This is a genomic window from Labilithrix sp., assembly GCA_019637155.1.
GTDB lineage: Bacteria > Myxococcota_A > Polyangia > Polyangiales > Polyangiaceae > Labilithrix.
Window position 1 is genome coordinate 15,483 of record JAHBWE010000032.1, and the last position, 25,555, is coordinate 41,037.

At 70.7% G+C, this 25,555-nt stretch carries 25 protein-coding genes; 12 read left to right on the plus strand and 13 right to left on the minus strand.

What is annotated here, in order from left to right; all coding sequences use genetic code 11:
- Positions 1 to 33 precede the first annotated feature (33 nt).
- The 4 genes from KF837_42740 to KF837_42755 all read right to left on the minus strand — a co-directional run bounded on the left by KF837_42740 (position 34) and on the right by KF837_42755 (position 4,544).
- On the minus strand, positions 34 to 1,617 hold the full coding sequence (locus KF837_42740; protein ID MBX3234087.1) for a hypothetical protein: 1,584 nt from the start codon (positions 1,615 to 1,617) through the stop codon (positions 34 to 36).
- Positions 1,614 to 2,369: a zf-HC2 domain-containing protein gene (locus tag KF837_42745; protein ID MBX3234088.1), complete on the minus strand. Its 756-nt coding sequence runs from the start codon at positions 2,367 to 2,369 to the stop codon at positions 1,614 to 1,616. Before KF837_42745 ends, KF837_42740 begins: the two co-directional genes overlap by 4 nt.
- On the minus strand, positions 2,366 to 2,932 hold the full coding sequence (locus tag KF837_42750; GenBank protein ID MBX3234089.1) for a sigma-70 family RNA polymerase sigma factor: 567 nt from the start codon (positions 2,930 to 2,932) through the stop codon (positions 2,366 to 2,368). The genes KF837_42745 and KF837_42750 overlap by 4 nt, the downstream gene beginning before the upstream one ends.
- Before the next feature lie 76 nt (positions 2,933 to 3,008).
- On the minus strand, positions 3,009 to 4,544 hold the full coding sequence (locus tag KF837_42755; protein ID MBX3234090.1) for a M15 family metallopeptidase: 1,536 nt from the start codon (positions 4,542 to 4,544) through the stop codon (positions 3,009 to 3,011).
- On the opposite strand from KF837_42755, the gene KF837_42760 reads away from it, so the two are divergent.
- Positions 4,501 to 5,571 (plus strand): hypothetical protein, encoded by a 1,071-nt coding sequence (locus tag KF837_42760; GenBank protein ID MBX3234091.1) that lies wholly within the window; start codon positions 4,501 to 4,503, stop codon positions 5,569 to 5,571. The two genes, KF837_42755 and KF837_42760, sit on opposite strands and share 44 nt — an antisense overlap.
- 21 nt (positions 5,572 to 5,592) lie before the next feature.
- Here KF837_42760 and KF837_42765 read toward each other — a convergent pair whose 3' ends face one another.
- A complete protein-coding gene (locus KF837_42765) occupies positions 5,593 to 5,751 on the minus strand; it encodes a hypothetical protein (GenBank protein ID MBX3234092.1) in 159 nt (52 codons plus the stop codon).
- 84 nt (positions 5,752 to 5,835) lie between these two features.
- Here KF837_42765 and KF837_42770 point away from each other — a divergent pair, with 84 nt between their 5' ends.
- Positions 5,836 to 6,234: a glutaredoxin gene (locus tag KF837_42770; GenBank protein ID MBX3234093.1), complete on the plus strand. Its 399-nt coding sequence runs from the start codon at positions 5,836 to 5,838 to the stop codon at positions 6,232 to 6,234.
- Between the two features lie 40 nt (positions 6,235 to 6,274).
- Here KF837_42770 and KF837_42775 read toward each other — a convergent pair whose 3' ends face one another.
- Positions 6,275 to 7,603: a TolC family protein gene (locus KF837_42775; GenBank protein ID MBX3234094.1), complete on the minus strand. Its 1,329-nt coding sequence runs from the start codon at positions 7,601 to 7,603 to the stop codon at positions 6,275 to 6,277.
- A gap of 166 nt (positions 7,604 to 7,769) precedes the next feature.
- On the opposite strand from KF837_42775, the gene KF837_42780 reads away from it, so the two are divergent.
- From KF837_42780 to KF837_42805, 6 genes are read left to right on the plus strand one after another with little or no spacing between them, the layout of a single operon-like run.
- Complete coding sequence (locus KF837_42780) at positions 7,770 to 8,807, plus strand: hypothetical protein (protein MBX3234095.1); 1,038 nt, start codon at positions 7,770 to 7,772, stop codon at positions 8,805 to 8,807.
- Between the two features lie 3 nt (positions 8,808 to 8,810).
- On the plus strand, positions 8,811 to 11,078 hold the full coding sequence (locus tag KF837_42785; protein MBX3234096.1) for a molybdopterin oxidoreductase family protein: 2,268 nt from the start codon (positions 8,811 to 8,813) through the stop codon (positions 11,076 to 11,078).
- A complete protein-coding gene (locus tag KF837_42790; protein ID MBX3234097.1) occupies positions 11,075 to 11,740 on the plus strand; it encodes a 4Fe-4S binding protein in 666 nt (221 codons plus the stop codon). The genes KF837_42785 and KF837_42790 overlap by 4 nt, the downstream gene beginning before the upstream one ends.
- A gap of 2 nt (positions 11,741 to 11,742) precedes the next feature.
- The gene (locus KF837_42795; protein MBX3234098.1) at positions 11,743 to 12,267 is read left to right on the plus strand and encodes a Rieske 2Fe-2S domain-containing protein; all 525 of its coding nucleotides are present in this window, start codon (positions 11,743 to 11,745) and stop codon (positions 12,265 to 12,267) included.
- A gap of 4 nt (positions 12,268 to 12,271) precedes the next feature.
- On the plus strand, positions 12,272 to 12,487 hold the full coding sequence (locus KF837_42800) for a hypothetical protein (GenBank protein ID MBX3234099.1): 216 nt from the start codon (positions 12,272 to 12,274) through the stop codon (positions 12,485 to 12,487).
- Positions 12,484 to 13,503 (plus strand): tellurite resistance/C4-dicarboxylate transporter family protein, encoded by a 1,020-nt coding sequence (locus KF837_42805; GenBank protein MBX3234100.1) that lies wholly within the window; start codon positions 12,484 to 12,486, stop codon positions 13,501 to 13,503. The genes KF837_42800 and KF837_42805 overlap by 4 nt, the downstream gene beginning before the upstream one ends.
- Here the strand turns inward: KF837_42805 and KF837_42810 are convergent.
- The 4 genes from KF837_42810 to KF837_42825 form a co-directional block, all read right to left on the minus strand.
- The gene (locus tag KF837_42810; GenBank protein ID MBX3234101.1) at positions 13,487 to 14,260 is read right to left on the minus strand and encodes a hypothetical protein; all 774 of its coding nucleotides are present in this window, start codon (positions 14,258 to 14,260) and stop codon (positions 13,487 to 13,489) included. The two genes, KF837_42805 and KF837_42810, sit on opposite strands and share 17 nt — an antisense overlap.
- 62 nt (positions 14,261 to 14,322) lie before the next feature.
- Positions 14,323 to 15,687 carry a sigma 54-interacting transcriptional regulator gene (locus KF837_42815; protein MBX3234102.1) on the minus strand — a complete coding sequence of 455 codons (1,365 nt, stop codon included), beginning with the start codon at positions 15,685 to 15,687 and terminating at the stop codon, positions 14,323 to 14,325.
- A gap of 20 nt (positions 15,688 to 15,707) precedes the next feature.
- Positions 15,708 to 16,652 carry a hypothetical protein gene (locus tag KF837_42820; protein ID MBX3234103.1) on the minus strand — a complete coding sequence of 315 codons (945 nt, stop codon included), beginning with the start codon at positions 16,650 to 16,652 and terminating at the stop codon, positions 15,708 to 15,710.
- A gap of 56 nt (positions 16,653 to 16,708) precedes the next feature.
- A complete protein-coding gene (locus KF837_42825) occupies positions 16,709 to 17,338 on the minus strand; it encodes a MarC family protein (protein ID MBX3234104.1) in 630 nt (209 codons plus the stop codon).
- A gap of 184 nt (positions 17,339 to 17,522) precedes the next feature.
- Between KF837_42825 and KF837_42830 the strand changes: the two genes are divergently transcribed.
- Positions 17,523 to 18,149: a hypothetical protein gene (locus tag KF837_42830; GenBank protein ID MBX3234105.1), complete on the plus strand. Its 627-nt coding sequence runs from the start codon at positions 17,523 to 17,525 to the stop codon at positions 18,147 to 18,149.
- On the plus strand, positions 18,137 to 19,504 hold the full coding sequence (locus KF837_42835) for a serine/threonine protein kinase (protein ID MBX3234106.1): 1,368 nt from the start codon (positions 18,137 to 18,139) through the stop codon (positions 19,502 to 19,504). Before KF837_42830 ends, KF837_42835 begins: the two co-directional genes overlap by 13 nt.
- A 5-nt stretch (positions 19,505 to 19,509) precedes the next feature.
- On the opposite strand, the gene KF837_42840 is transcribed toward KF837_42835, so the two are convergent.
- A complete protein-coding gene (locus tag KF837_42840; protein ID MBX3234107.1) occupies positions 19,510 to 21,489 on the minus strand; it encodes a protein kinase in 1,980 nt (659 codons plus the stop codon).
- A 194-nt stretch (positions 21,490 to 21,683) separates the two neighbouring features.
- Between KF837_42840 and KF837_42845 the strand changes: the two genes are divergently transcribed.
- A complete protein-coding gene (locus KF837_42845; protein ID MBX3234108.1) occupies positions 21,684 to 22,661 on the plus strand; it encodes a hypothetical protein in 978 nt (325 codons plus the stop codon).
- Between the two features lie 199 nt (positions 22,662 to 22,860).
- On the opposite strand, the gene KF837_42850 is transcribed toward KF837_42845, so the two are convergent.
- Positions 22,861 to 23,160 (minus strand): hypothetical protein, encoded by a 300-nt coding sequence (locus tag KF837_42850; GenBank protein MBX3234109.1) that lies wholly within the window; start codon positions 23,158 to 23,160, stop codon positions 22,861 to 22,863.
- 100 nt (positions 23,161 to 23,260) lie between these two features.
- Here KF837_42850 and KF837_42855 point away from each other — a divergent pair, with 100 nt between their 5' ends.
- On the plus strand, positions 23,261 to 23,533 hold the full coding sequence (locus tag KF837_42855) for a hypothetical protein (protein ID MBX3234110.1): 273 nt from the start codon (positions 23,261 to 23,263) through the stop codon (positions 23,531 to 23,533).
- 24 nt (positions 23,534 to 23,557) lie between these two features.
- On the opposite strand, the gene KF837_42860 is transcribed toward KF837_42855, so the two are convergent.
- Positions 23,558 to 25,543, minus strand: a complete 1,986-nt coding sequence (locus KF837_42860; GenBank protein MBX3234111.1) for a hypothetical protein — start codon at positions 25,541 to 25,543, stop codon at positions 23,558 to 23,560.
- Positions 25,544 to 25,555: the final 12 nt, after the last annotated feature.

Genomic DNA, 25,555 nt, shown 5'->3' on the forward strand with positions numbered 1-25,555 from the left:
GAGCGAGCGAGGAGCAATGGACGAACGCTCCGATCAGAAAGAGCCGCCGAGCCCGAAATAAGCGCCGCCCGGGAGGGCGCTCGCGCGCACCGCCTGCACCGCCTTCGGCACCTTCTTGATCTCGCGCGACGGCCAGAAGAGGATCGCGGCGCTCGCGACGAGCGTGAGCCCGCCGCCGACGTAGAACGCGGCGGCGATGCGCTCCTTGTCCCGGATGTCTCGGTTCCAGGTCTGGATCGTCCCCTGGCTGTTCTCCTGGAGCCCGCGCTCGTACTGGTTCGCCGTGTTGATCGACAGGTACACGCCGCTCGCCACGAACGCCGCGCCGAACACGCCCATCACGACGCCGGCCGGCGTGCGCCATGAAGCGCGCGGAGAGAGCTGCGTCTTGTCGACGTACGCCGGCATCGGCGTCGTCTCGGCGCACTCGACGACCGGGTAGGCGGCGACGACGTCCTTGTCGAAGGGCAGCGTGAAGATCGCGTTGAACGACTCGTGCGCGGCGCCGCGGGAGGCGACGCGCGGCGCCGCCACGACGAGGTCGGCGACGCTCACGACGTCGGGCCGCGACTCGATCACGAGCTCGTTGTCGTCGTCGACACGCCGCAGGTACGCGCGGCCGTTCGGGGCGGGGCGCACGAGCGTGAGCGTCTGGCCCGCGGCGTTGTGCACGTCGGCGATGCGGACGCCGCGCGCGTCCTCGAGGAAGTAGTGGCCCGCGTGTTTGCCGTCGATCTCGATCCGCCGCCCGTTCGCGCGGCGGAGATCGAGGAGCATGTCGCCGCCCTTCGGCGCGCGCGCGTGGAGGTCGGGGCGATAGCGCTCGTTCGGGATCGACTGGTTCGCGCGCGCGACGAACGCGGCGATCTCGCGGTAGCTCACCTGCCCGTCGCCGTCGGCGTCGGCCGCGCCGTAGAGGCCGGAGCGGACCTCGTGGCTGAAGACGCCGGACTGGAAGGCGTCCCACTCGTGGCTCTCACGCGCGGAGGAGGTGGAGAGGAGCAGCCCGATGCGCGCGTCGGCCGCGAGCGCGGGCGCGATGCCGAAGCTGCCCTCGAGCGCGCGACGCTCGCCGCCCGGCCCGCGCGAGTAGGCGAGGAAGTACGAGGCGCACGCGTCGGCGATGACGTGGATGCGCGTGGCCGGCACCTTCGCGAACGTCGCGGCGAGGTCGTTGCCGGAGAGGCGGAGGTCCTCGAGCGTGATGTAGCCCTGACCGTTCTGCACGTTCCCGTGCCCGGCGTAGACGAAGTACACCGTCGTCTCGACGCCGCGCTCGGCCGCCTTCTTCACGTCGTCGGCGAGCTGCGCGACGGCGGCGTCCCAGCTCGTCTTCTTCGGGTCCGTCGCCTCCGCCGCCGCCTGCGGATGGAGCCGCTTCGTGTTGTCGTCGAGGCGCGTGAGCAGGTAGGTGCGGGCGCCGAGGAGGCGGAAGAGATCGAGGTAGCGCGCGGCGTCGTCGTCCGCGTAGCGCAGCGGCGCGAGGTTCGTGTCGACGGACTGGTTCGATCCGACGATGAGCGCGAACGTCGCGCGCGGCGCGTCCTCCGCGCGCGCGCGCGACGGCGCGAGGAGGAGGGCGAGCACGACGAGGGCAACGAGCGAGAGCTTCTTCATCGCCCCACCTCGAACATCGTGACGTGGTCGACCGCGCCGGGCAAGGCGTCGAGCCGCCGATCGCGCAGCGCGGCCTCGACGTCGCGCACCGTCTGCGGCGTGTCGAGGAAGAGACCGTGGATGGTCAAGCGCTCACCCATGATCGGATGGCGGACCGCGTCCGGGAGCTCTTTGCGCTTGCCCGGCTCGATCGCGATCGACATCGGGTTGTCCGTCTCGCTCGTCCATGCGGGATAAAACCAGTACACGCGGCCTCCGTCGTCGACGCCGAAGATCATGAGGTAGGCCTTGTCGCTCGCGTTGTCGTAGGAGAACGCGAGCTCGTCGCCGGCGCCGATCGGCCCGCTCGCGAGCACCACCGCGCCGCTGTCCGCGTTCGCGCGATAGACCGCGATCGTGGACGTGGACGCGGGCGTGGACGGCGCGGTCGTGCCCGTGACCGATCCGCGCGCGGTGAAGCCGTCGTCCTTCGGGGCGGGGCGGACGACGAAGAAGAGGAGCGCCGCGAAGGCGAGCGCGGCCGCGACGAGGGGGAGCTTCGAGACGCGCGGCCTCCGGAGGCCGAGCCCGCGCGCGACGCGCTCCTCCGCGACGAGCGCCTGCGGATCGATCTGCCCGAGGATCTGGCGCTTGCGGTAGCGCGCGCGGCAGGTGTCGCAGCCGTCGAGGTGCGCGCGCATGCGGCGCTCCTCGCGCGGCGCGATGGTGCCGGCGAAGTGGGCGTCGACGAGGGTCCGATCTGCGCAGGTCATGACTCCACCACGAATCGTTCGAGCTGCTCGCGAATGCGTTGTTCCTGGTAGACGAGCGTGGAGCGCGGGATGCCGAGCAGGACCGCGGCGTCGCGCTGGGCGATCCGGTTGATGAAGCGCACCTCGAAGAGGGCGGCGTCTTCCTTCGCGAGGACCTCCTCGCGGAAGCGATCGATCATCATCTTCGCCTCGATCTCGTCGTCGACCTGCGTCACCGGCTCGAAGGACGCGGTCTCCTCGAGCCCCTTCTCGCGCCGCCGCTTGCGGAGGTCGTCGACCGCGGCGCGCACGGCGACCTGGGTGAGCCACGCGGCGAGGTTCCCGCCTTGGAAGCTGCGGCGCATGTCGCTCCTGGAGAGCAGCCGGTAGAACACGTCGTGCGCGATCGTCTCGGCGTCGACGGGCCCGACCAGCCTGCGCGCCGCGGCGATGACGCGGCGCGCGTGCTCTTTGTAAGCGTCCTCGATCGCCCACCGCTCGCCGGCGTGAAAGGCCGCGAGGAACCGATCGCCCTCCGCGACGTCCTTCATCGCCAGCTCGAACGGCAGGAGCACACGCGACAACGAACGAGCCGCCCACGATGGACGAAAAAAAACTCGCCACCGCCACGCGGCCCCCCGCTCGCCCCCGCGGTCGGCGTCATTCGAGCTCGACGGCGCGCTCCTGACCGTGCGGAGCCCCTCCCTTCATCACCGCGACTTTTCCTTTGCTCATGGTGCTCGGGACCGGGATCCGGATGGTGGTGGCGCCTACGTGCGCGGGGAGGAGCATGTTCGCGCGGTTGTAGAGCACCGCGTCCGGCGCGGTGGTGAGGGCGGCGCGGTAGGGCCACGGTGTCCCGGTGGTGTTCGGGACCGGCTCGATCGCGATCTCCCACGCGTCCGCGAGCGGCGGGTACGCGCGGTCCTGCGTCGCCGGGAACGGCGCGAGCTTCTCGAAGGTCGCAGCCTCCGTGTAGTGCGCCCCGGCCGTGACGCCGGTGAGCGGCGGCTGCGTGAAGAGCCCGGCCGGCACGTCGAGCTTCACCTCGACGACGCGGACGCTCTTCGCCTTGCCGCGCTGGACGTCGGTGATCGACGGCTCGGCGCCGACGACGCGCGGCTTGCCGTGCTCGTCGAGGTGGAGGGCGCCTCCTTTCTTGTCGCACGTCCCCTCGCCGGGCGCGGCGAGCGTGCTGCACACGCCGCAGTTGCAGCCGTCGCAGACGGGGAGCTCACCGTCGCCGCGGTCCTTCGGGATCCCCTTCTCCGCGCGGAGCCACTGCTCGAGCGTGAGCTCGTACGGCTTGCCGACGTCGCCCGCGTCGAACGCGGCCTTGAAGCGCGCGGCCGCCTCCTTGCCGATGTAGCGGATGTGCCAGTGCTCGTAGCGGTAGCCCGCGCGCGGGTTGATGCCGACCGGGATGTCGTAGCGCGTGACGCAGCTCTGCTTCGGATGCCGATCGTCGGGGTGGATCGGGTACGGCATGACGAACCCAAACTCGGTCGCGTGCTCGCGGATCCAGCGCCCCGCGTCGGTGCAGCCGAAGCCGTCGCGGAACACGCCCTTCGGGTGTTTGGCCCACTCCTCGGTGAAGAGGTCCACCGTGGTGCCGAGCTGATGTTGCGAGTGCCCCGGCAGCGCCGACTGCTCCGTCGCCTTGCAGAAGTCGCTGTTCCGCGCCCAGTTGCCGAAGGTCCCGCACTGCGCGCCGTAGCTGCGGAACGCGGACTCGACCTTTCCAGGGAATCCAGCTTTTTTCATCGCGGCGAGGACCTCGTCGAGCGCGGCGGCGGCGTCCTTGCGGAGGCACTGCACCGCCTCGCACTCCGCCGCCGTCTTCGGCTTGCCGTTCCGGATGTCGACCATGTCCGACGGCGCATAGTCGGGCGCGAGCGATCCGGTCGGCGACCGGTTCACGATCGCGAGCAGGTCGTCCCCGTCGACGAACGACGTCTCGACGTCCTTCTTCGCGACGCCCGCGCCGAGCGCGCCGCACCCGGCGCGCGCCGCGACGCGGGGACGGCCGAAGGGATCCTCCGGCGGCGGGGCCGCGGCGTCTTCGACGACCGCGATCGCGGCGGCGTCCACGCCGGCGTCGACGCGCGCGACGACCGGCGCCGCGGCCTCGCTCGGAGGCGCGCCCGCGTCCGTGCTCGACTTCGTGCTGCACGCCACGACGACGACCGCCGCCACGACGCATGAAGACCAGCCGAGACCCCGAGCCATCCACGCCTTCTGCCGCGCCCACCACGCGGCGTCCAGAGCATCGTCCGCCAACACCCCCGCACACGACACCGCCAACGCCGTCGTCGCCTCGGGCGCGCATTCGCCCCTGCAGCGACCGCACGGCGCTCGGTTCCGTGCATGCACATGCCGTCGTCGCAACCGAAGAGCGGCCGCCTCACATCGAGACATTGGGGATCGTGCGTCGTTCGCCTACGATCGCGGCATGTCGGGGCGGGTGGCACGCGTGCTTCTCGGTGGCGCCGCCTTGGACGTCGTCGTCATGCATGCTTGCGCGCCCTTCGGCGTGGAGCCGGGCGCGGCGAGCGAGGTCGAAGGCGGCGCGCCAGTGCAGGAACAGGAGCAAGAAGCGAGCGTCGCGCCGCCGCTCCCGAAGAGGGACGCCGGACCGTCGCTGAGCTGCAAGGACCACCGCGCGCGCGGCAACACGGTCAGCGGCCTCTACACGCTGGAGCTGCCGGAACGCTTCGGCGTCCAGGTCTGGTGCGACATGACGCTCGCCGGCGGCGGGTGGACGCTGGTCGGACGCTCGGGCGACTCCACGTCGAGCAGCGGGCCTTTCGGCTGGCGGGGCAAGCGCGGCTCACTCGATGACTTCACGACGCCGTACTCCCTCGATCTGGCGCAGCATCCCGTTCCGTTCCGGGAGATCCTCATCGGGGAAGCGACAGCGGGGAGCTTCGCGTGGGGTGAGAACGTGCTCCGCGCGGAGCTCCCCGAAGGCTTCATGCAGACCACCGACGCCGGGGTCCTTCTCACCAACGAGACGAGCGTCACGGGACCGTGTCAGTCGTTCGACGGCGCGTGGATGCTCCGCCATGCCGGCCACACGCGCGAGACGGACTTTTTCTTCTTTCGCGACAATCCCAATTTGGGCAATTTTGGCCTTTACCCCCATCGGTTCCAGCTCTCGGCGACCGGCTGCGATCGGAGCTCGGACCTCCACGGAAAGAAGGGCATGATCATGGTCCGCTGACGCGCGCGCGTCGCTGCGCGATCAGGCGTCGACCGGATCGCTCGCGCGTCTCCCGCCGTTGCGGCGGCGGCCCTCGGGGCGCGGCATCTCGCGGCGATCCGGGGCCTGGCGGCGGTCCTCGCCGGTGCGGCGCTCCGGGGCGGGGACGATTCGAGGCGCTGAGTGCTTCTTCGCGCGCATCCCACGGCGATACGCGGCCGCTTCGCGGCGGGCCAAGTTCTCTGCGGAACGGCCCGCGGCGGAGGGGCATCGAACGGCGAAACCATGACGACAAGGAAGCAGCTCGAGCCCGCGAAGATTCACACCGCCGCCGCCGCCAAGCTCGCGGCTCGCCACCCCGAGACGATCCGCGAGATCGAGGCTGCCCTGCTGCAGCACCCGGTCGTCGTCGTCGGCATGGCGCAGAACCTCCACGTCAAGAACGTCCGCCGCGCGCTCACCGAGGCCGGCGTCGAGTTCGCGTACCTCGAGTACGGCAGCTACTTCTCCGAGTGGTCGCGCCGCCTCACGATCAAGCTGTGGAGCGGCTGGCCGACCTTCCCGCAGGTGTTCGTCCGCGGCCAGCTGATCGGCGGCGAGGAGCTCACCCAACTCGCGCTCGAGAACGGCACCCTCCGCGCCCACATCGAGGCAAACGGCGACCCCGCGCCCAGCGTCGCGTGAGGAGCGGAACGGAACGGAGCGAAACAGAACGGAGCGGAGCCTAGGGAAAGCGCCCGCAGGCGGCGAGGAGGTCGAGGCGCGCCTGGCGCGAGGCGTCCTCCGCGACGGCGGCGCCGGTCTCGGCCTGGTGGTAGCGGCGCTCGGCGTCGACGACCTCGATGTTCGACGTCGCGCCGGCCTCGTAGGCGGCGCGCGCGAGATCGAGCGACTCCTTCGCGAGGCTCGCCGCTTCGCGCGCGGCCTCGAGCGCCTCGTCGGAGCGGCGCATCTCGTCGAACGCGACCCGGACCTCGGAGCGCGCCTGCCGGAGCGCGCCCTCGAGCCGCGCGCGCGCCTCCGCCTCGAGCGCGCTCCGCTCCTCCTGCACGCCGTAGCGGAGGCCGCCGTCGTAGAGCGGGAGCTGGAGCACGAGCAGCGCCTGCCAGCCGGTGGTGGGCTGCGTGAACGTGGGCGGGTTCTGGTAGAACGGCTGGCCGAGCGCGCTCAGCGTCGGGAGGTAGTCGACCCACGAGTCGCGTGACGCGCGGCGCGCGACCGCGAGGCGATCGCGATCGACCGCGATGTCCGCGCGGCGCGAGCTCGCTTCGTTCATCGCCGCGTCGACCGACGGCGGCGGCGAGAGCGACGGGTCCTCCGCCGCGTCGACGCCTCCCTCTTCGCCCATCAAGACGCCGAGGGCCTCCTGCGCGCGCGAGAGCGCGGCGAGCTCCTGCTTCACGCGCACGTCCGCCGTCGCGCGCTCTTGCGCCGCGCGCACCGCGTCGAGCTTGTTGCCGACGCCGCCCTCGAACCGCGTGACGGCGTAGTCCTCGAACGCGCGCGACGTCCGGAGCGCGCGCTGCGCGGCCTGAAGCACGCGGTGCTCCGCGATCACGGTGAGGTACGCCCGCGCGGTCTGGAGCGCGACCGCGCGCCGGACGTCGGCCGCGGACGCGCGCGACGTCGCGACCCCTTCCTTCGCGCGCTGCGACGCGACCCACTGGCGCGGCGCGATGAGCGGGACGTTGAGCTGCAGGTTCGCGTTCATCGAGTCCTTCGGGAGCACGATGTTGCCGTTCGCGAGGCGCCGATCGTCGTCGAGGCGCGTGTACGTCCCGTTCGCGACGAGGGTCGGGAGCCACGCCGCGCGGACCTGCCGCGCGAGCGCGACGGAGCGCTCCACCTCTTGCTGCGCGATCTCCGTGTTCGGGTTCCGCTCGAGCGCGCGGCGCACCGCCTCCGCGAGCGTGACCGCGCCCGCGGCGGCCTTCTTCGGCGACTCCATCGGCCGCACGTCGACCGGAGGCGGCGGCTGCGGCGGCTCGCCTGCCGCAGCCGCGACGGGGACGAGCACGAACATCGCGACCCCCGCCAAGGTCGGTTTCAGCACGGCGCGAAGCATACTCGAAAGATGCCGCGCCGGGCCCCGCGCGCCGCTCCTTGTGACGAGCGGTGTAGTTTCTCCGACGAACATGCAGCTCGGCCGCAGCCGGCCGAGCTCGATCCATTTTCCCGATCCCGCGACCTGCAGTTCATCCGGTAGGATCGGCGCGACGATGCAGCATCGAGCGAGCCGCGCCCGCGCGACGTTCTGGGGAGCGTCCTTCACCGCGCTGCTCGGCGTCATGATCGTCGCGGGCTCGCGGAAGCTCGCCCACTTCGACGCCGCGCTCGTCGGCTACACGTTCGCGACGCTCTTCGCGACGTTCGGCATCACCTACCGCTACGTCATGTGGCTGGAGCGTCCGCCGACGCGGATGTACTGGCGGCGCGGCTTTCGCGCCTTCCTCTCGCCGAGCGCGCTCCTCCAGAACGTCCCCGCCGCCGTCCGGCGCGCCGTCGTCGACCTCGCGGCGAACCGCTTCATCTTCCGCCGCGGCGCGCTCCGCGGCGCCGCGCACTGGCTCATCATGTGGGGCTGCCTCGTCGGGGCGGCGATCACGTTCCCGCTCGTCTGGGGATGGATCCACTTCGAGACCCCCGACGGAGACCTCGAGAGCTACCGGACCTACGTCTTCGGCCTGCCCGCCGGCGAGTTCCAGGTGCACTCCGTGCTCGCCTTCATCGTCTTCCACGGCCTCGTGTGGGCGGCGCTCCTCGTCATCGCCGGCGTCATGCTCGCGTTCCGCCGCCGCATGATCGATCACGGCGCGGCGGCGGCGCAGCAGTTCGGCGAGGACATCCTGCCGCTCGTGCTCCTCCTCGCGATCAGCGTCACCGGCGTCATGCTGACCGTGAGCTACACGTGGATGAAGGGATACGCGTACTCGTTCATCGCGATCCTCCACGCCGTCACCGTCATCGTGACGTTGCTCTGGCTGCCGTTCGGGAAGCTCTTTCACGTCTTCCAGCGCCCCGCCCAGCTCGGGGTGAGCTTCTACAAGGACGCCGCCGCGCGCGGGGAGCAGGCGCGCTGCCGGCGCTGCGAGGAGCCGTTCGCCGGCGCGACGATGATCCGCGACCTCATGACGGTGGAGCGCGAGCTCGGCTTCCGCTACGATGACTACCAGCAGGTCTGCCCCCGCTGCCGGCGCGCGATGTTCGGTCTCGCCCAGACGGCGATGTGGAGACCCGTACCCACCACGGAGGAGTGACCGATGGCGAAGATCCCCGTCGACGAGCTCGCCATCACGAGGGCCTACGGCCCCCACGTCTCCGCCAAGATCCGCGGCGCGCCGGGCGAGGAGCCGGAGCGGCTCGTCAAGACGCATTGCTGCTTCTGCGGCCAGCAATGCGGAATCCAGCTCAAGGTCCGAAACGAGCAAGTCATCGGCTTCGAGCCGTGGGAGGAGTTCCCGTTCAACCGCGGAATGCTCTGCCCGAAAGGCGTAAAGCGTTATCTCCAGGGCTCGCACCCGGACCGCCTCCTCACCGCGCTCGCGCGCGATCCTTCGCAGTCGAGCGGCTTCCGCCCGATCGCCTACGACGAGGCGATCGCCAAGGTCGCGCGCGAGATCGAGCGTCTCCAGGAGACGCACGGCCACGGGTCGGTCGGCGTCCTCGGCGGCGCGAGCCTCACGACGGAGAAGACCTACCTCCTCGGCAAGTTCGCGCGCGTCTGCTTGAAGACGCCGTTCATCGACTACAACGGCCGGCTCTGCATGGTGAGCGCGGGGGCGGCGAACAAGAAGGCCTTCGGCATCGATCGGACGACGAACCCGTGGGCCGACATGATCGGCACGGAGGTCATCTGGCTCGCGGGCTCGAACGTCGCCGAGTGCTCGCCGATCACGACGAACTACGTCTGGCAGGCGCGGGAGCGAGGCGCGAAGGTGATCGTGCAAGACCCGCGCATCACCCCGATCGCGCGCACGTGCGATCTCTATTTGCCAGTCCGCCCCGGTCGCGACGCGGCGCTGTTCGCGGGCGTCCTCCAGCTGATGATCGACAATGGCTGGATCGATCGCGACTTCATCGAGGCCCACACCGTCGGCTTCGACGAGGTCGCGAAGTATTGCCGGGAGTGGACGCCGGCGCGGACCGCCGACGTCACCGGCGTCCCCGAGCGCTCGCTCCGGAAGGCGGCGGAGCTCTGGGGCCAGGCGAAGTCGAGCTTCTTCTTCCACGCCCGCGGGATCGAGCATCACTCGAACGGAGTCCAGAACGCGCTCGGCACGATCAACCTCGTGCTCGCGTCGGGGAGGCTCGGAAAACCGAATTGCGGATATGGGACGATCGTCGGGCAGGCCAACGGTCAAGGCGGCCGCGAGCACGGGATGAAATGCGATCAGCTCCCGGGCTGGCGCGAGATCACGAATCCCGATCATCGCAAATACATCGCCGGCGTCTGGGACATCGAGGAGAAGGACCTCCCCGGTCCCGGCGTCGACGCGTACGAGCTATTTCGCAAGATCGACGCCGGCGAGATCAAGGGCCTCGTCTCGATCTGCTTCAACCCGAAGGTCTCGCTGCCCGACAGCGACTTCGTCACGCGCGCGCTCGAGAAGCTCGAATTCTACGTCGCGATCGACTTCTTCCTGAACGACACCGCGCGCCACGCGGACGTCGTCCTCCCCGGCAGCCTCCACGAAGAGGACGAGGGCACCGTGACCCAGGTCGAAGGCCGCGTCATCAAGGTCAACAAGGCGGTGGAGTGCCCCGGCGACGCGCGCCAGGACTGGCGGATCGTCCAGGACATCGCGCGCGCCCTCGGCCGCCCGAAGGGCTTCACCTTCGACGACCCGCGCGCGATCTTCGAGGAGCTCCGCGTCGCGAGCAAAGGTGGCGTCGCCGACTATTCGGGGATCACCTACGAGAAGATCGAGCGCCAGATGGGCGTGTTCTGGCCGTGCTACGCGGAGGACCCCCGCACCGGAAAAGCGAGCCCCGATCACGAGGGGACGCCCCGCCTCTTCGCGCCCGACAGCTACAACCCGGTCGCGAAGGGCGCGGGCCGGTTCTACTTCCCGGACGGCAAGGCGCGCTTCAACGTCGCCGACTACCGGACGCCCGCCGACGACGTCGACGAGGCCTATCCGCTCTTCTTGACCACCGGCCGCGTCGTGAGCCAGTTCCTCTCCGGCACCCAGACGCGGCGCATCGGCCCGCTCGTGAGCCAGTACCCGGAGCCGCGCATCGAGCTCCACCCGCGCCTCGCGCAGAAGCTCGGGATCGCCGACGGCGAATGGACGACGTGCGAGACGCGGCGCGGCACGATCACGCTGAAGGCGATGGTCGTGACGACGATCCGCCCCGACACGATCTTCATCCCCTACCACTGGGCCGGCGAGAAGAGCGCCAACCGCCTGACCGTCGCGGCGCAGGACCCGATCAGCAAGATCCCTCAGTACAAGGTCTGCGCCTGCCGCGTCCGCAAGGCGGACGGCGCGCCGTCGTACGCGTCGGTGCTGGAGCCGCAGCAATGACCGTCCACCAGCCGCTCGAGTTCTTCGTCGATCCCAGCCGCTGCATCGGCTGCCAGTCGTGCGTGCAAGCGTGCAGCGAGTGCGACACCCATCGCGGCGAGTCGATGATCCACCTCGAGTTCATCGATCGCGGGCACAGCGTGCAGACGGTGCCGATGGTCTGCATGCACTGCGAGCAGCCGACCTGCGCCGAGGTCTGCCCCGCCGACGCGATCAAGCGGACCGCCGACGGCGTCGTCCAGAGCGCGCGGAAGCCCCGCTGCATCGCGTGCGGGAACTGCGTGATGGCGTGCCCGTTCGGGGTGCCGGAGCTCTACATCGATCGCGCGATCATGATGAAATGCGACATGTGCTACGACCGCACGTCGGTCGGCAAGCGGCCCATGTGCGCGACGGTCTGCCCGAGCCAGGCGCTCTTCTTCGGGACGCGCGAGCAGATCGAGGCGATCCGCCCGCAGTCGATGCCGACGAACCGCTTTCGCTTCGGCGAGCAGGTCATCACGACGCGCGTCAGCGTGATGGTCCCGCGCGCGCCGGCGCCGGCCCCGCTCCTCGACGTGACGGCGGCGATGGACGAGCGGCCCGCGAACCGAACGGTGCGCTTGAACGTCATCGGCGCGATCGATCCGCTCCCGGATCCCTTCGCCGAGGTGGAGGTCTGACGATGGCGAACGACGGCACCCGCGACGACGCCGAGGCCCAACCGGAGTGGCGCAAGGACTTCCCGATCGACGTCCCGGCCGACCAGTACGTCGCGCGCCGCGACTTCGCGAAGTTCCTCGTCCTGACCAGCGCCGCGTTCGTCGCCGGCCAGGGATGGATCGCGGCACAGGACCTCGTCCGCAAGAACCGCGCGACGGCGGCGCGCGCGAGGATCGGGCTCCTCTCCGAGACGCCGATCGGGACCGCGTCCGTCTTCCGCTACCCGACGCCGCACGATCCCTGCCTCCTCATCCGGCCGGAGAAGGACGTCCTCCTCGCCTACAGCCAGGCGTGCACGCACCTCTCGTGCGCGGTCGTGCCGAAGATCGAGGAGGGGGTCCTCTACTGCCCCTGCCACGCGGGGTACTTCGACCTGAAGACGGGGCGCAACATCGCCGGCCCTCCGCCGCGCCCGCTCCCGCGCATCGTGCTCGCGATCGAAGGCGACGAGATCTTCGCCGTCGGCGTCGACGAGCGGACGGTGTGACGCGATGAAGCGGCAGCTCTCCCGCGCGCAACGGATGCCCGTCATCTACGGGATCATCTGCTTCGTCCTCACCCTCGTCGTCCTCCAGCTCTGGCTCTTGACCGCGACGATGAACGCCTGGCTCGGCGGCGACGACTCCGTCGTCTGGCCCGCGCTCGGCGCGAGCGCGGCCTGCCTCCTCTTGAACCTGGGTCTCCTCCGCTACCTCCGCCGCGAATGACCGCGGACGAGAAGCTCGCGGAGATGCCGCCGGCGTACTTCGCCGTCGCGATGGCGACCGGCATCGTGTCGATCGCGGCCCAGCTCCTCGGGTTGCGGACGATCGCGATCGCGCTCTACGCGCTGAACGTCGCCTTCTACGCCGCGCTGTGGCTCCTGCTCCTCCTCCGCGTCCTCCGCCATCGCGCTCGCGTCCGCGCCGATCTCCTTCATCACGGCCGCTGCATGGGGTTCTTCACCACCGTCGCGGCGACGTGCGTGATCGGCTCGCAGTCGCTCGTCGTCGCCGGCCTCGCCGGCGTCGCGCTCGTCGCGTGGGGCGTCGCGATCGCGCTCTGGGTCCTCGTCACGTACACGATCATCACCGTCCTCACGGTGAAGGAGGACAAACCCGCGCTCGCGGAGGGCATCAACGGCGCGTGGCTCTTGCCGGCGGTGGCGTCGCACGCCGTCGCGGTCCTCGGCGCCCAGCTCGCGCCGCGGCTCTCGCCCTACGCGCCGCACGCGCTCTTCTTCGCGCTCGTGACGTGGCTCGGCGGGTCGATGCTCTACGTCTGGATCATCTCCCTCATCTTCTATCGCTACACGTTCTTCACCCTTCGCCCGAACGACCTCGCGCCGCCGTACTGGATCAACATGGGCGCGGCCGCGATCGCGACGCTCGCCGGCGCGACGCTGATCGGCGCCGCCGAGCACTCGCCCGTCCTCGGTCAGATCCTGCCGTTCGTGCGCGGCTTCACCCTCTTCTGGTGGGCGACCGCGACGTGGTGGATCCCGATGCTCGTCATCCTCGGCGTCTGGCGCCACGTCTACAAGAAGTTCCCCCTCCGCTACGACCCGCTCTACTGGGGCGCGGTCTTCCCGCTCGGCATGTACACCGCGTGCACGGTGCGCCTCTCGCAAGCGGTCGACGCGCCGTTCCTCCTCGCGATCGCGCGGCCGTTCGTGGTGGTGGCCCTCGCGGCCTGGGCGCTCACGCTGGTCGGGATGCTCCGCGCGATCAGGGCGCGAACGTGACCTCGGTCGCGTTGACGGTGTTGCCCGCGCCGTTCAGCGTGAACGACATCGACGGGATGCCGGAGGCGGCCTGGCAGTCGATGACGCCGCTGCCCGCGATCGGGAGCTTCACCTGCGTGTAGGGACCGTTCGGCTGGACCATCTGCTTGGTGGGCGCGAGGGCGAAGCTCGCCCAGTTGATCGCGATCGTGGCCTCCTTCGGCGCGCCGCCGAAGAGCGCCAGGTGCACGTGGCCGTAGCTCGGGGTCGCTCCGCACGTGCCGCCGAAGAACCCACCGCGGACGAAGACGTCGGTGCTCGTCGACGACGGCGGGCTCCACGTGCCCTCGCCCTTGTACGACTTCGGGCTCAGCGTCTTCGACTGGAGCAGGTTGTTGCTCTCGCCGTAGACGTTCACCTTCGCGGTGCCCAGCGCCGCCTTGCAGTTGAGCGCCTTGCCCGTCACCGTGAAGCCCTTCGCCCCCGCCTTCGCCGGGACGTTCACCGTCGTCGCGTCGGTCTGCCCGCCGTAGACGAGCTCCACCTTCCCGTTCCACGCGTTCGTGAGCGAGTTGTTCGTGACGGTCACGCGCGCGACGAGCGGCTTCCCGCACCCGACGTCGGTCGGCTGGACCGCCACCGACGTCTGGAGGGCGGAGACGACCGGCGCTCGCGCCGTCGGCGACAGCGAGGGGGCTTTGCTGTCGGCAGGCGCCGCGTGCGCGGCGGAGGCGAGTGCGACACCAACGAGACCGGAGAGGATGGCGAAGCGCTTCATGGGGTTTGTCATAGACGAACGAGCCCGGTTTGTCGTCGTCACCTCAACGGACGACAAACCGCTCACTTCTGGCGCGCGCGCACGAGGCGGAAGTAGCGGAGCGCGAGGCCCGACGCCTTCGCCGCCTGGCCCACGTTGCCGTTGTGGCGCGCGAGCACGGCGGCGACGTAGCGGCGCTCGAACTCCTCGAGCGACATGCGCCGCGCGATCGGGAACGGGATGTCCTCCGCGACGAGCGAGTCGAGCCAGTCGCCGCCGCCGCCTTGGACCGCCGCGACCGACCGCGACGCGGCGGGCGGCGCGCGGACCGGCATCTCGATGTCGGCGCCGAGCGCGACGTAGCGCGCGACGAGGTTCCGGAGCTCGCGCACGTTGCCGGGCCACGTGTAGTCGGCGAAGCGCGAGAGGATCTCGGCGACGAGCGAAGGATCGCCGCTCATCTCCTTGACGAACTGCTTCACGAGCAGCGGCACGTCGCCGTGGCGATCGCGGAGCGGCGGGAGCTCGACCCGCGCGACGGCGAGGCGATGGAACAGGTCGTCGCGGAAGCGGCCCGCGGCGACCTCCTTGTCGAGATCGCGGCGCGTCGCGGAGAGGACGCGGACGTCGACCTTGATCGTCTGGCGCCCGCCGACGCGGCGGAGCTCGCCGCGATCGATCAGGCGGAGGAGCTTCGCCTGGAGCGGGAGATCGAGGTCGCCGATCTCGTCGATGAGGAGCGTGCCGCCGTCGGCCTCCTCGAAGACGCCGGCGCGATCGCGCTCGGCGCCGGTGAACGCGCCGCGGACGTGACCGAAGAGCTCCGACTCGATGAGCTGCGACGACACGGTCGTGCAGTCGAAGACGACGAAGGGCCCGCGCGATCCGCCCATCTCGTGGAGCGACTCGGCGAGGACCTCCTTCCCGGTGCCGGTCTCGCCCTCGATGAGGCACGGCACGCGCGCCTTCGCGATGCGCTCGCAGAGCGGGTAGAGCCGCCGCATCGCGGTGCTCGCGCCGAACGTGCGGCCGTAGCGCATCTGGTTGCCGAGGTCGGCCGGCTCGCCGCGGACGCGCATCGTCTCGAGCGCGATCGCGGTGCTGCCGAAGCGGATCGTCTCTCCGCCGCGCACGAACGCAGACGCGATGCGGACGCCGTCGATCGCGGTGCCGTTGGTGGAGCCGAGGTCGTCGAGGCGGAAGCCGCCCTTCTGCGTGGGCTCGAACGCGGCGTGCCGGCGCGAGACGGTGGGATCGCCGAGGCGGATCGCGCAGACCGGGCTCGTGCCGACGAGGATGCGCGACGGCGCGTTCGGATCGAGGTCGAACGACTGCCCGGCGTCGGGTCCTTCGCTCACGGTCGCGCGGAGCCGCTCCACCGGCGCGGAGGCGACGCGATGCGCCTCCGTCGCGATCTGGGTCTCGGGATCGTCGTAGCTGCGCGGCACCCGCTCATCATAGGGCGTCGCTAATTCGAAGGAGCGCCCTTCTGATTCGTGAGCCCGAGGTAGAGGACGACCGCGGTCGCGACGACGCCGGCGATCGCGACGCCGAGGCTGACGTTCGCGATCGTCTGCGACAGCTTCCCCGCGTCCGCCTGCGCTCGGTCCTCGAGCCCGCACTCCTGCGCCGCGCCGCAGCGCGAGTAGAGCTCGCCGTACGTCGCGCGCGAGCTCGAGCCGAAGCCGATGAAGAGGCCGGTGCCGGCGAGGGTCACGCCGCCGGTGACGAGCATCGCGGGCAGCATCCAGCCCGGGAGCTCGCGCGCCGGCTCTTCGCGCGAGGGCGGCGGCGGCGCCGGCGCCGGCGCGATCGGGGCGACCTTGCCTTCGGTGCGGAACTCCATCGCGACGGTGTGGCCGCCGGTGAGGTTGACGGTCTGCCGCTGCTCCGCGCCGGCGTCGTCCTTCACGCTGACCTGAACGGGCCCGGGCTCGTGGTACACGATCGCGTCGCCCTCCTTCGAGAGCGCGACGACCTTCTTGTCGACCATGAGCGTCGCGTCGCCGCTGACGTGGATCTCGAGCCTGCCCAGCGTCGCGCGGACGCGCTCACCCTCGGTCGCGGCCGCCTCCGCCGTCTCGGCGTACTTCGACTCCCCGCGCGCGGCGCGCCGCTTCGCCTCGCCCTCCGCCGACGCGAACGCGGCCGCGGCCTCGGGCCCGCGCCCGAGCTCGCGGAGGCAGCGCGCGATCATGAGCTGCGCGTTCGGGCTGAGGGCGGCGGCGTACGACCGCTCGAACGACCTGAGCGCCTCCGCCCATCGCTTCCCTTTGAAGTGCGCCTGCCCCTCGACGAAGTCGGCGCGCGCCGCCTCGATCGCCTCCGCCGCCGGCTCGCTCTGCGCGGCGGCGGTCCCCGTGATCGCGCACGCCGCGAGGACGATCACGAGCGCGCGGGACGTCCGGAGCATGTCGCTCGGCAAGATACCGCCATTTTGCGCGATGAAGCGCGCGCGTGCCTACTCCCTCAGGCGCGGCCGATGATTCGGGCGACCTTGAGCCAGGTCGTGACACCGTCCAGGATCATCTCCACCGAGAACGTGCCGATGAGGAGCGCCGAGATCCGCCCGACCACCTCGAGGTATCGCTCGGTGAGGCGCGCATTGGTGACCTTCACGCGATCGTGCACGAGCTTCAGCAGAAAGAGGAGGAGCACCGTCGACAGCATCACGATCACGATCACGGCGATGGCTCCGGCGAGCGGCAGGCGCGCGCCGATGACGACGCTCGCGCTCACCGTGCCCGGTCCGATCATGAACGGCAGCGCGATCGAGCCTGCGACGTGCTCCACGGGGCCGCGCAGCTTGCGAATCGTCTGCACGCCCTCGAACACGAAGCGGACCCCGATGATGAGGAAGACGATCCCACCGAACACTTGGAACGACGCAAAGCGGACCTGCAGATAGTCGGAGAAGATGGCGTCGCCGGTCCACGCGAAGAAGCAGAAGGCGCTGCCCGCGATGACGGCCCCGCGCGCGAGGACGCGCACGAAGGTGGCTACACGCAGATCGTGGATGAGATCGAGCAGGTAGACGCTCATCAGGAATGGATTGAGGAGCATGAAGAGGAGGAGGAAAGACTTCGTGTAGGCGCCCATCCAGTGACCCTCGCGGGGATTCGAAATGTCGTTCGCCGCTGGGAGGGAGCGGCGGCGCGTAGTATAGTTGCAGCTCAAACTATGTGCAGGCCTGGTGGCGGTCCTGAAGGTGGGTGGACCGCTCGGCGCGAAGGAGGCGAACGGGCGCGCCTGACGGAGCTGCGGTTGCTGCTATCCTCGCAGGATGAAGCGCGCGGCGATCGTGGGGGCGCTCTCGTGCTTCGCGCTCGTCGTGTCGTGCACCGACGACTTCGACGCCCTCTTCGCGGCAGAAGAAGAGGAGCTCGACGATCCGAAGAAGGAGGACCCGGACGACGTGAAGCCCAGCCCGTCGAGCGGCTCGAGCAGCGGCGGCGTCGTCGAGCCCCTCGCGTGCGGCAAGCCCGTCACGACGTGCGAGACGACCGAGCAGCCGGGCGACTTCGAGACGAAGCTGACGTGCAGCGGCTGCGGCTGCTCCTGCGGCACGCTCGAGTGCACCAACGGCGAGGACTGCACGCTCGCCTGCGTCGGCGGCAGCAACTGCAGCGCGCTCTGCGACGACCACGACCGGTGCACGTTCCTCTTCGAGGGCGGGACCGCCAAGGCGCGGTGCAGCTCGATCACGTGCGACGTCGACTGCCGGAACGGCGCGACGTGCAACGTGGACTGCTCGGACACCGGCGCCTGCATCGTCGTCGCCGACGCGACGAGCACGGCGGTGGTCACCTGCAGCCCGAAGAGCGACGACACCTGCAGCGTGACCTGCGCGAAGGGCGACGCGAAGAAGTGCGCGAACGGCACGCGCACCTGCGGAGAATGTCCGGGCTGAGCGGGGCGCCTCGCTACCACGTCGTCGACGAGATCGCGGCGGGCGGTATGGGCGTCGTGTACCTCGCGCTCCGCACCGATCCGAGCGGGCGCTGCGAGCCGGTCGCGATCAAGCGGCTGCACGAGCACCTCCTCGACGATCAGGCGATGGTGGACGCGTTCGTCGACGAGGCGCGGATCGCCTCGCGGCTCGATCACCCGAACCTCGTCCGCGTCCACGACGTCACGCCGCTCGACGCGGAGCTCGTCATCGTCATGGATTGGGTCGAGGGCATCACGCTCTCCTCCCTCCTCAAGAAGCAGCCGGAGCCGCTCCCGATCCCGGTCGTGCGGCGCGTGCTCGTCGACACGCTCGACGGCCTCCACTCCGCGCACGAGCTCCGCGACGACGGCGGCGCGCCGCTCAACGTCGTCCATCGCGACATCTCCCCCCAGAACATGCTCGTCGGGAGCGACGGCCGCACGCGCCTCACCGACTTCGGCATCGCCCTCGCGCGCGGCCGCCTCGCCCCGACGACGGTGCAAGGCGTGAAGGGCAAGCTCCCGTACCTCTCGCCCGAGCAGATCAACCGCGCGCCGCTCGATCGCCGCTGTGACCTCTTCGCGTTCGGCGCGGTGGCGTGGGAGCTCCTCGCGCGCCGCCGCCTCTTCCGCGCCGGCACCGAGGCGGAGACGCTCGCGATGATCCTCCGCGATCCGATCCCACCGCCGAGCAGCGAGCGGATGGAGGTGCCGCTCGACCTCGACGAGACGATCCTCCGCGCGCTCGAGCGCAAGCCGGAGCGGCGCTTCGAGTCCGCCGACGCCTTCGCGCGCGCGATCGAGGAGGGCGGCCCCCTCGCGCCGCGCGAGGACGTGGGCCGCCTCGTCATCGCCGCGGTCGGCACCACCCTCGCCGCGCGCCGCCAGAAGCTCTCGCACGCGATGGAGCGCCCCGCCCCGCCGCGCCTCCTGCGCGAGGAGCTCACCGCCACCGTCCTCGCGCCGCCGCCGCCGCCGCCGCCCCGCCCCGCGGCGTCGCTCGCGATGTCCATCTCGCCGCCGCCGGAGCCCGCCCCGAGCCGCTCGTCGACGCCGATGGTCCTCGGCGTCGTCGTCGCGCTGCTCCTCGCGATCGGGCTCGTTGTAAAATACAAGGAACCGACCGCCGAGCGCCCGCCCCGTTTCCCGGACTCGACGCCGGCCCCGCCCCCCGAGGTCGCGCGCACCGCGTCGCTCCCGTCGCTGGCGCCGAGCATCGAGCTCCCCGCCACGCCCACGCCGCCGCCGCCGACGCCGCCCGCGCCGAGGCCCCACCGGCCAGCCCGCCGCGACGCCGGCGCCGCGCGGCAACCGTTCATGCCCGACGATCTCTGACCGGATCAGCGGTAGCCGATCTCGGCGAGCCGCTTGCCGCTATTCGGATCGAGCACCAGCAGCTTGCCGCCGACGTCGACGTACGCGCGGGTGGAGATCGTGATCGATCGGTTCGGCACCCCGACGCCGAGCGGCGCGCGCCATATCTCCTTGCCGGTGCGAGCGTCGAGGCACACGAGCACGGTCGAGCGGCGCACGTAGGCTCGACCGTCCTGGACCTCGAGGACCTCGACCTCCAGCTCATCGATCGACGTCCACACCTCGCGCGTCACGAACACCGAGCCCTCCGGCCGCGTCGTGGTCTCGACGCCGACGAGCCTCCCGGGATCGTCGTCGGCGTTGCCGACGCCGATCGCGCCGTCGAGCAACAAACGCATCCTCCGCTCCTCCACCTGGAGGTGGACCTCCGGCGCGCGCGAGCCGTTCCACGTCGGGATGTCGGAGCTCGCGTTCGCCGGCCAGCATCCGGCCGGCGGATCGTGCGCGGCGCGGCGCGCGCTCGAGACGACGTCGAAGAGGACGCTCTCGCCGTCGGCGAGCTCGACCCAGAGCTCGCGCGCGCTCCCCGTCGGCCGGCAGAGCTGGCGGACCGGCGCGCTGAATTCGACCTCCTTCTCCTGCGCGCTCGACGGGACGGCGTAGACGTGGATGGTGCGTCCTCGCGCGATCGCGACGCGCTTCGCGGCGGCGGCGAAGACCTTCCGCTGCCCGTTGTCCGGGAAGGGCGGCGCGGTCCACACGCGCTTCAGGGTGGCGCCGTCGAACACCGCGAGCCGCTCGCGCTCGCTGGTGCGGTGAAGGAACATGACGACGCCGACCACGTCCTCGGTCGCGTCGCCGACGACGTCGTCCGCGACGACCGGGCTCGCGCTCCACATCCAGAAGTCGTCCGCGACGACCGGGCTCGCGATCGGGCTCGCCGCGCGGGTCTTCGCCGAGGCCAGGAAGATCCAGATGCCGGCGGCGATGACGACGAGCACGGTGACGGCGCCGGTGACGAGCCCGATCACGACGCCGAGGGCGGTCGAGCCGGTGGGGGCGGCGGTGACGACTCCCGCCGCCGTCGGCGGGGGGACCTGCACCGTCGGCGCGGCGTCGGCGGGCGCGCTCGCGGCGGGCGGCCGCGCTCCGTCGGCGCGGGACCACGGCGTGAGCGCGTCGAGCATCGCGGTCGCCGAGGCGAACCGCGCCGCGGGCGAGCGGCTCAGCGCGCGGTCCACCACCGCCGCGAGCGCAGGATCGAGGTCGGGGCGGAGCGAGAGGAGCGGCGGCGGCGACGTCGTCGAGAGCTGCGCGATGATCTCTCCCGCGCTCGCCCCCGCGTAGGGCCTGCGTCCGGAGAGCATCTCGAAGAGGCACGCTCCGACCGCGTAGATGTCGGCGCGGTGATCGACCTGAGCGCCGCCGGCTTGCTCCGGCGCCATGTAGGCCGGCGTCCCGAGGATCGTGTCGGGGAGCGTGCGGAAGCTGCCGGCGAGCGAGGGCGCCTTGGCGATCCCGAAGTCGAGCACCTTGGCGAGGTCCGCCATCGCCTGCGTGCGCGTGAGGAAGACGTTCGGAGGTTTGATGTCGCGATGCACGATCCCGGCCGCGTGCGCCGCCGCGAGCGCAGCGAGGATCTGCGTCGCGATGAAGACGGCGCGAGCGGGGGCGAGCGGTCGCTCGCGCTTGAGGAGATCGTTCAGCGACTCCCCGTCGAGGCGCTCCATGACGAGGAAGGGCGGCTCGCCGGGGCGCGCCTGGAAGTCGGTGACCTGGACGATGTTCGGATGCCCGAGCTGCGACGCGGCGAGCGCCTCCCGGCGAAAGCGACGCAGGTCTTCGTCGGTGATCCGCGTCGAGTCGAGGAGGACCTTCAGCGCGACGCGCCGCGCGAGGTCTTCCTGAACCGCCTCGTAGACGGCCCCCATCCCTCCGGCGCCGAGCAACCCCCGAACGCGATAGCGCCCCCCGAGGAGCCGACCGACGAGCTCCTCCCGCTTCACGACTCGCCGCCGACCGGCCCATCTCCCATCACACGCAGAGGGTACATCGCGAGGGGATCGATCCGATCCGCGGGATCGGCTCGCGCGCGGCGCGGGAGGATCCGATCGATCCTCCACCCGCGAAAGTGCCTGTTTTCCCACGCTTCGCAGGTGGCACGGCCGCTGCTTCAGTGCTCTGCGTAGGAGGAACGAACATGAAGCGTATGTCCTGGATGCTCGGTGCGGTGGTCGTTGGCGTCGTGGCGCTCACGGGTTGCAGCAGCAGTGAGCCGGAGAACACCTCGTCGTCGTCGCAGCGCCTCACGGTCCAGGGCTCGGTGTCCTCCCGTCTCGGCACCGACAACGCGCGCGCCGTCGCGGTCGACAAGAACGGCAAGAAGATCTGGACGTACCTCGACAAGAAGGGCGACTTCACGCTGAAGCTCCCGATCGGCAAGTCGTACCGCGTCCTCATCGCGAACCAGCTCCCCGGCGGCGGTCAGAAGGTGATCGGGAAGCTCTCGCTCAAGAACGGCGCGACGAAGACCTCCTGGATGAACACGAAGGACGGCGGCAAGGTCAACCTCGGCACCCTCGTGAAGCCGAGCACCGAGAAGCCCGGCGGCGCGGTCGAGCCGAAGTGCTTCTGCGACGACGACTGGGGCGGCAAGGACAAGGACAAGGGCGGCTGGGACGACGACGACTGGGGCGGCAGCAAGAGCAAGGGCAACGGCGGCGGCAAGGACGGCTGGGACGACGACGACTGGGACGACGGCGACTGGGGCGGCGGCGGCTGGGAGGACGACGACGACTGGGGCGACGACGACGACTGGGACGACTCGGACCACGACGACGACAACGAGTGCTTCGGCGACGACGACGATGACGACGACGACTGGGGCGGCAAGCACGACCTCGACGAGGACGAGCTCTGCGACGTGTGCACCGACGGCGGCTTCGTCGAGCTCGAGCCCTCCAAGAAGGACGCAGGCAACTGGGGCGACGTCGACGCAGACGACGCCGACTTCCCCGAGTCGAAGGCCTGCCCGAAGAAGGCGGACGTCGAAGACGAGGAGCCGTCCCTCGAGCCCAGCTCCGAAGAGGTCCAGTCGAAGAAGCCCGGCGACAAGTGCTCCGTGAAGAACGAGTGCGGGGACAGCGTCTGCATCGCCTCGAAGTGCAGCGCGAAGTGACGTGACCCCACGAACCAGGGAGACGGACCCCAACCCGTCTCCTTGGTTCATTCATTTTAATGACGTTGCACTACCGTCCTTCTGCTCGCGAGCTGATCGCGTGCGGCGCTGCGACCGCCTTCTCACCGGCAAAGCTTCGCCGCCACCCCGTGCCCAACCTCCGCTCCCCGCGTGGCCCCCACCCCCAGCTCTCTTCTCTTCACGGCCGCGCCTTCGCCTGCCGTACGGCGGCGACCAGCGCCTCGGCGAACGGGAGGCAGTCGGGGTGGACGGAGTCGGCCAGGAGCTGGCGGCTCCCCGGCTCCTGCACCGGAGCCCACCACAGGCGCCCGCCGTCCAGCGTCACATCGGCGATGAAGTCGAGGGCGCGCCGCGCGCTGGCCGACCGCGGGCCGGAGCTATCGCCCAGCGCGTAGTCGGTGTGGAACACCTCGATGACCGAGCCGTCGAAGACGACATAGAGGTTGCGGCGAAGCCAGCCCTTCAACGGCGCACTCATCAGTCGCGGCACAGTACCCCGAACCGGGCGAGCGTGGGAGCCACGCTGCACGTCGCCACCGGCGACGCGCTACCCCACCTCATCGCGGTAGTCTTGCGCCATGCTCGAGTTCTGGCTCAACGAGTACACGTTCGTCACGTTCGACGGGCGGGTGCTCGAGATTTTCGAAGTGAGTGGGCCGTCCGTGAAAGGAAAGCGGGCCCACGTGGCGACCCTGGGTGCCGTCACCCTGGAGACCGATCGCGCGGGTCGGGTGTCGCTCGGCGTCAAGAGCATCAAGGGCATGGCCGTCCACGCCTCGTTTGTCGACGAGCAACAGGTCCGTTGGGCCCAACAGCTCGTCGCCGCCATCACCGCCGCCCGCGGCGGCTGACCCGATCCGTCTCCCGGTTTGCGTTCACTCCTTCGGGTGCTGGATGCTCACGCTTCGCCTCACCTGGCCGGTCTTCGCGTCGAGCGCGAGCATCTTGAAGTCGTAGGTCACCGAGATCCCGTCATCGTCCTCCGAGATCGACGCCCCGCGCACGGCGGCCAACACGACCCCCTTGGCGATGCGGAGCGCGGCGACGCGCGCGTCCGTTGGGCGACTCGACGAGAGCGTCGCGGTCATCGGACCGAACGCGTCCACGGCGTTGACGCTCCACACCGCGTCGCCCTTCGCGCTCATCAGGACGATCTCCTCGCCGCCTCTCTCCGCGTTCTTGATCGTGCGGCCGAGCACGACGACCCCGGACGCGTCGGGTGACCAGTACACCTTGCCGTCGGCGTCGAGCGGGATGCGCTTGTTACGAAGGACGAGGTGCTCGACCGAGAGGGACGTCTTGCCGTCGGGGCCCTTCGCCGACGACTCCCCGCCGAGCGAGATCAGGTAGAGCGAGCGCTCCGGCTGCCCGGTGACGATCAGGTCGACCTTCGAGATCCCGGCCGGCGTAATCATGTACGTGCCGCCTGCCTTCCCCCGCAGCGGCAGCCCGCGCTGGGCGCTCCCCGCGAAGAGCAGGCGCCCTTCGCTGATCTCGAAGCCCGCGCTGAGCTCCGGATGCGCCGCGAGGGCCGGGCGCATGTCGACCACGCGGCGGAGCGGGGTCGCTCCGCTCGTCGGGTACGCGACGAGCCCGCTCGCGTCCCCGACCCACAGGTGACCGGCGTACGGACCGTAGCCGCGCAGCTCCTTCTTCTTCGAGGTGTGCTGCGCGCGCTCCATGACCGCGCCGTCCGCCGCGCGCACCACGAGCACCTCCACGCGCGGATCCTCCCACGGGAGGAGGCGCGGCTCGTGCACGGCGACGATGCGGTCGTCGTCCAGCCACAGCGCGAGCTGAATCCCGCCCGGCTTCTTGCTGTTCCATATCGAGAAGGCCACGATGCCGGCGATCGCGATCGCGATGACGAGCGCGATCCCGAAGCCCTTGCGTAGCGAGAAGCTCTGCTCTGGCTTCTTCTTGGAAGGATCGGGTGAACGGCCGCGGGAGCGCTTCTCGCCGCTCGCCGCGCGCTCGCGCGCCTCCTGCTTCTTGCGTCGACGCTCGGCGCGCTCGTTGTCGGCCTTCGCCTTCGCCCTCGCCTTCGCCTCCGCCTTCGCCTTCGCCTTCGCCTCGACCGCGCGCCGATCGAAGGCGAGCCACCAGACGGTGGGCGTCGGCGCCGCGTGCCCGAGCTCGAACATGCGCTTGCGCGGGATCCTCGACGGGGTCCGGCAATACGTGCATGTTACATTAATCGAGGCGCCCGTCACCGCGAGCGGCGCGTCGCACGTCGGGCAGAGCACCGCGAGCGCCTCTCCTCCCTTGACGCGCGCCTCTCGTCGTCCCTCGACCTGAGCCTCGGCGAGGACGCCGCGGAGCTCCGGGCACATGCTCTTGCCGGGCGCGGGGAGCTTCGTCGTCATCGACGTGCTGCAAGCGTGGCAACGCACCGTCATCGCGCCGGTCGCGTCGAAGCTCGCCACGAACGGCGCGCGGCACTCGGGGCAGAGCGGCGTGCCCGGCGCGGCGTTCACGCGGAGCGAGAGCTGCGTCAGCTGGCCACCCCCGATGACGAGCCCGCCCTGCTGGTGCTCCGCCGCCGTGTGCGTCTCGCCGATGGCCGAGTACTGGGAGGTCGCGGCCCGCGCCGACGCGAGGCCGAGCGTCCGCGCGTGCTCGAGGCCCTCTCTCCACGAGCCGACGTCGAAGGCCTGGTCGAGCCCGCACCGCAGGCACTCGACCGAGCCGTCCATGTCGAGGTGATCGAGCGGCGAGAGGTGCCCGCACGCGCGGCACTGAAACGTGCATCTTACACTCGTCCAGTAGAGCTCCGGATCGTCCGGGATCGGGACGGTGCCGTCTTCGGCGAACGTCGCCTTGCAGACGTTGCAGGTGTCGAGCTTGGTGGGCCGCTGCACGCCGCACCCGCG

Excerpts from the sequence above, each read along its gene's own strand:
- KF837_42740 (MBX3234087.1), bottom strand. The coding sequence starts at position 1,617 with ATGAAGAAGCTCTCGCTCGTTGCCCTCGTCGTGCTCGCCCTCCTCCTC.
- KF837_42745 (MBX3234088.1), bottom strand. The coding sequence starts at position 2,369 with ATGACCTGCGCAGATCGGACCCTCGTCGACGCCCACTTCGCCGGCACC.
- KF837_42765 (MBX3234092.1), bottom strand. The coding sequence starts at position 5,751 with ATGCGCGCGAAGAAGCACTCAGCGCCTCGAATCGTCCCCGCCCCGGAG.
- KF837_42770 (MBX3234093.1), top strand. The coding sequence starts at position 5,836 with ATGACGACAAGGAAGCAGCTCGAGCCCGCGAAGATTCACACCGCCGCC.
- KF837_42780 (MBX3234095.1), top strand. The coding sequence starts at position 7,770 with ATGCAGCATCGAGCGAGCCGCGCCCGCGCGACGTTCTGGGGAGCGTCC.
- KF837_42785 (MBX3234096.1), top strand. The coding sequence starts at position 8,811 with ATGGCGAAGATCCCCGTCGACGAGCTCGCCATCACGAGGGCCTACGGC.
- KF837_42790 (MBX3234097.1), top strand. The coding sequence starts at position 11,075 with ATGACCGTCCACCAGCCGCTCGAGTTCTTCGTCGATCCCAGCCGCTGC.
- KF837_42795 (MBX3234098.1), top strand. The coding sequence starts at position 11,743 with ATGGCGAACGACGGCACCCGCGACGACGCCGAGGCCCAACCGGAGTGG.
- KF837_42800 (MBX3234099.1), top strand. The coding sequence starts at position 12,272 with ATGAAGCGGCAGCTCTCCCGCGCGCAACGGATGCCCGTCATCTACGGG.
- KF837_42805 (MBX3234100.1), top strand. The coding sequence starts at position 12,484 with ATGACCGCGGACGAGAAGCTCGCGGAGATGCCGCCGGCGTACTTCGCC.
- KF837_42810 (MBX3234101.1), bottom strand. The coding sequence starts at position 14,260 with ATGAAGCGCTTCGCCATCCTCTCCGGTCTCGTTGGTGTCGCACTCGCC.
- KF837_42820 (MBX3234103.1), bottom strand. The coding sequence starts at position 16,652 with ATGCTCCGGACGTCCCGCGCGCTCGTGATCGTCCTCGCGGCGTGCGCG.
- KF837_42825 (MBX3234104.1), bottom strand. The coding sequence starts at position 17,338 with ATGGGCGCCTACACGAAGTCTTTCCTCCTCCTCTTCATGCTCCTCAAT.
- KF837_42830 (MBX3234105.1), top strand. The coding sequence starts at position 17,523 with ATGAAGCGCGCGGCGATCGTGGGGGCGCTCTCGTGCTTCGCGCTCGTC.
- KF837_42835 (MBX3234106.1), top strand. The coding sequence starts at position 18,137 with ATGTCCGGGCTGAGCGGGGCGCCTCGCTACCACGTCGTCGACGAGATC.
- KF837_42845 (MBX3234108.1), top strand. The coding sequence starts at position 21,684 with ATGAAGCGTATGTCCTGGATGCTCGGTGCGGTGGTCGTTGGCGTCGTG.
- KF837_42850 (MBX3234109.1), bottom strand. The coding sequence starts at position 23,160 with ATGAGTGCGCCGTTGAAGGGCTGGCTTCGCCGCAACCTCTATGTCGTC.
- KF837_42855 (MBX3234110.1), top strand. The coding sequence starts at position 23,261 with ATGCTCGAGTTCTGGCTCAACGAGTACACGTTCGTCACGTTCGACGGG.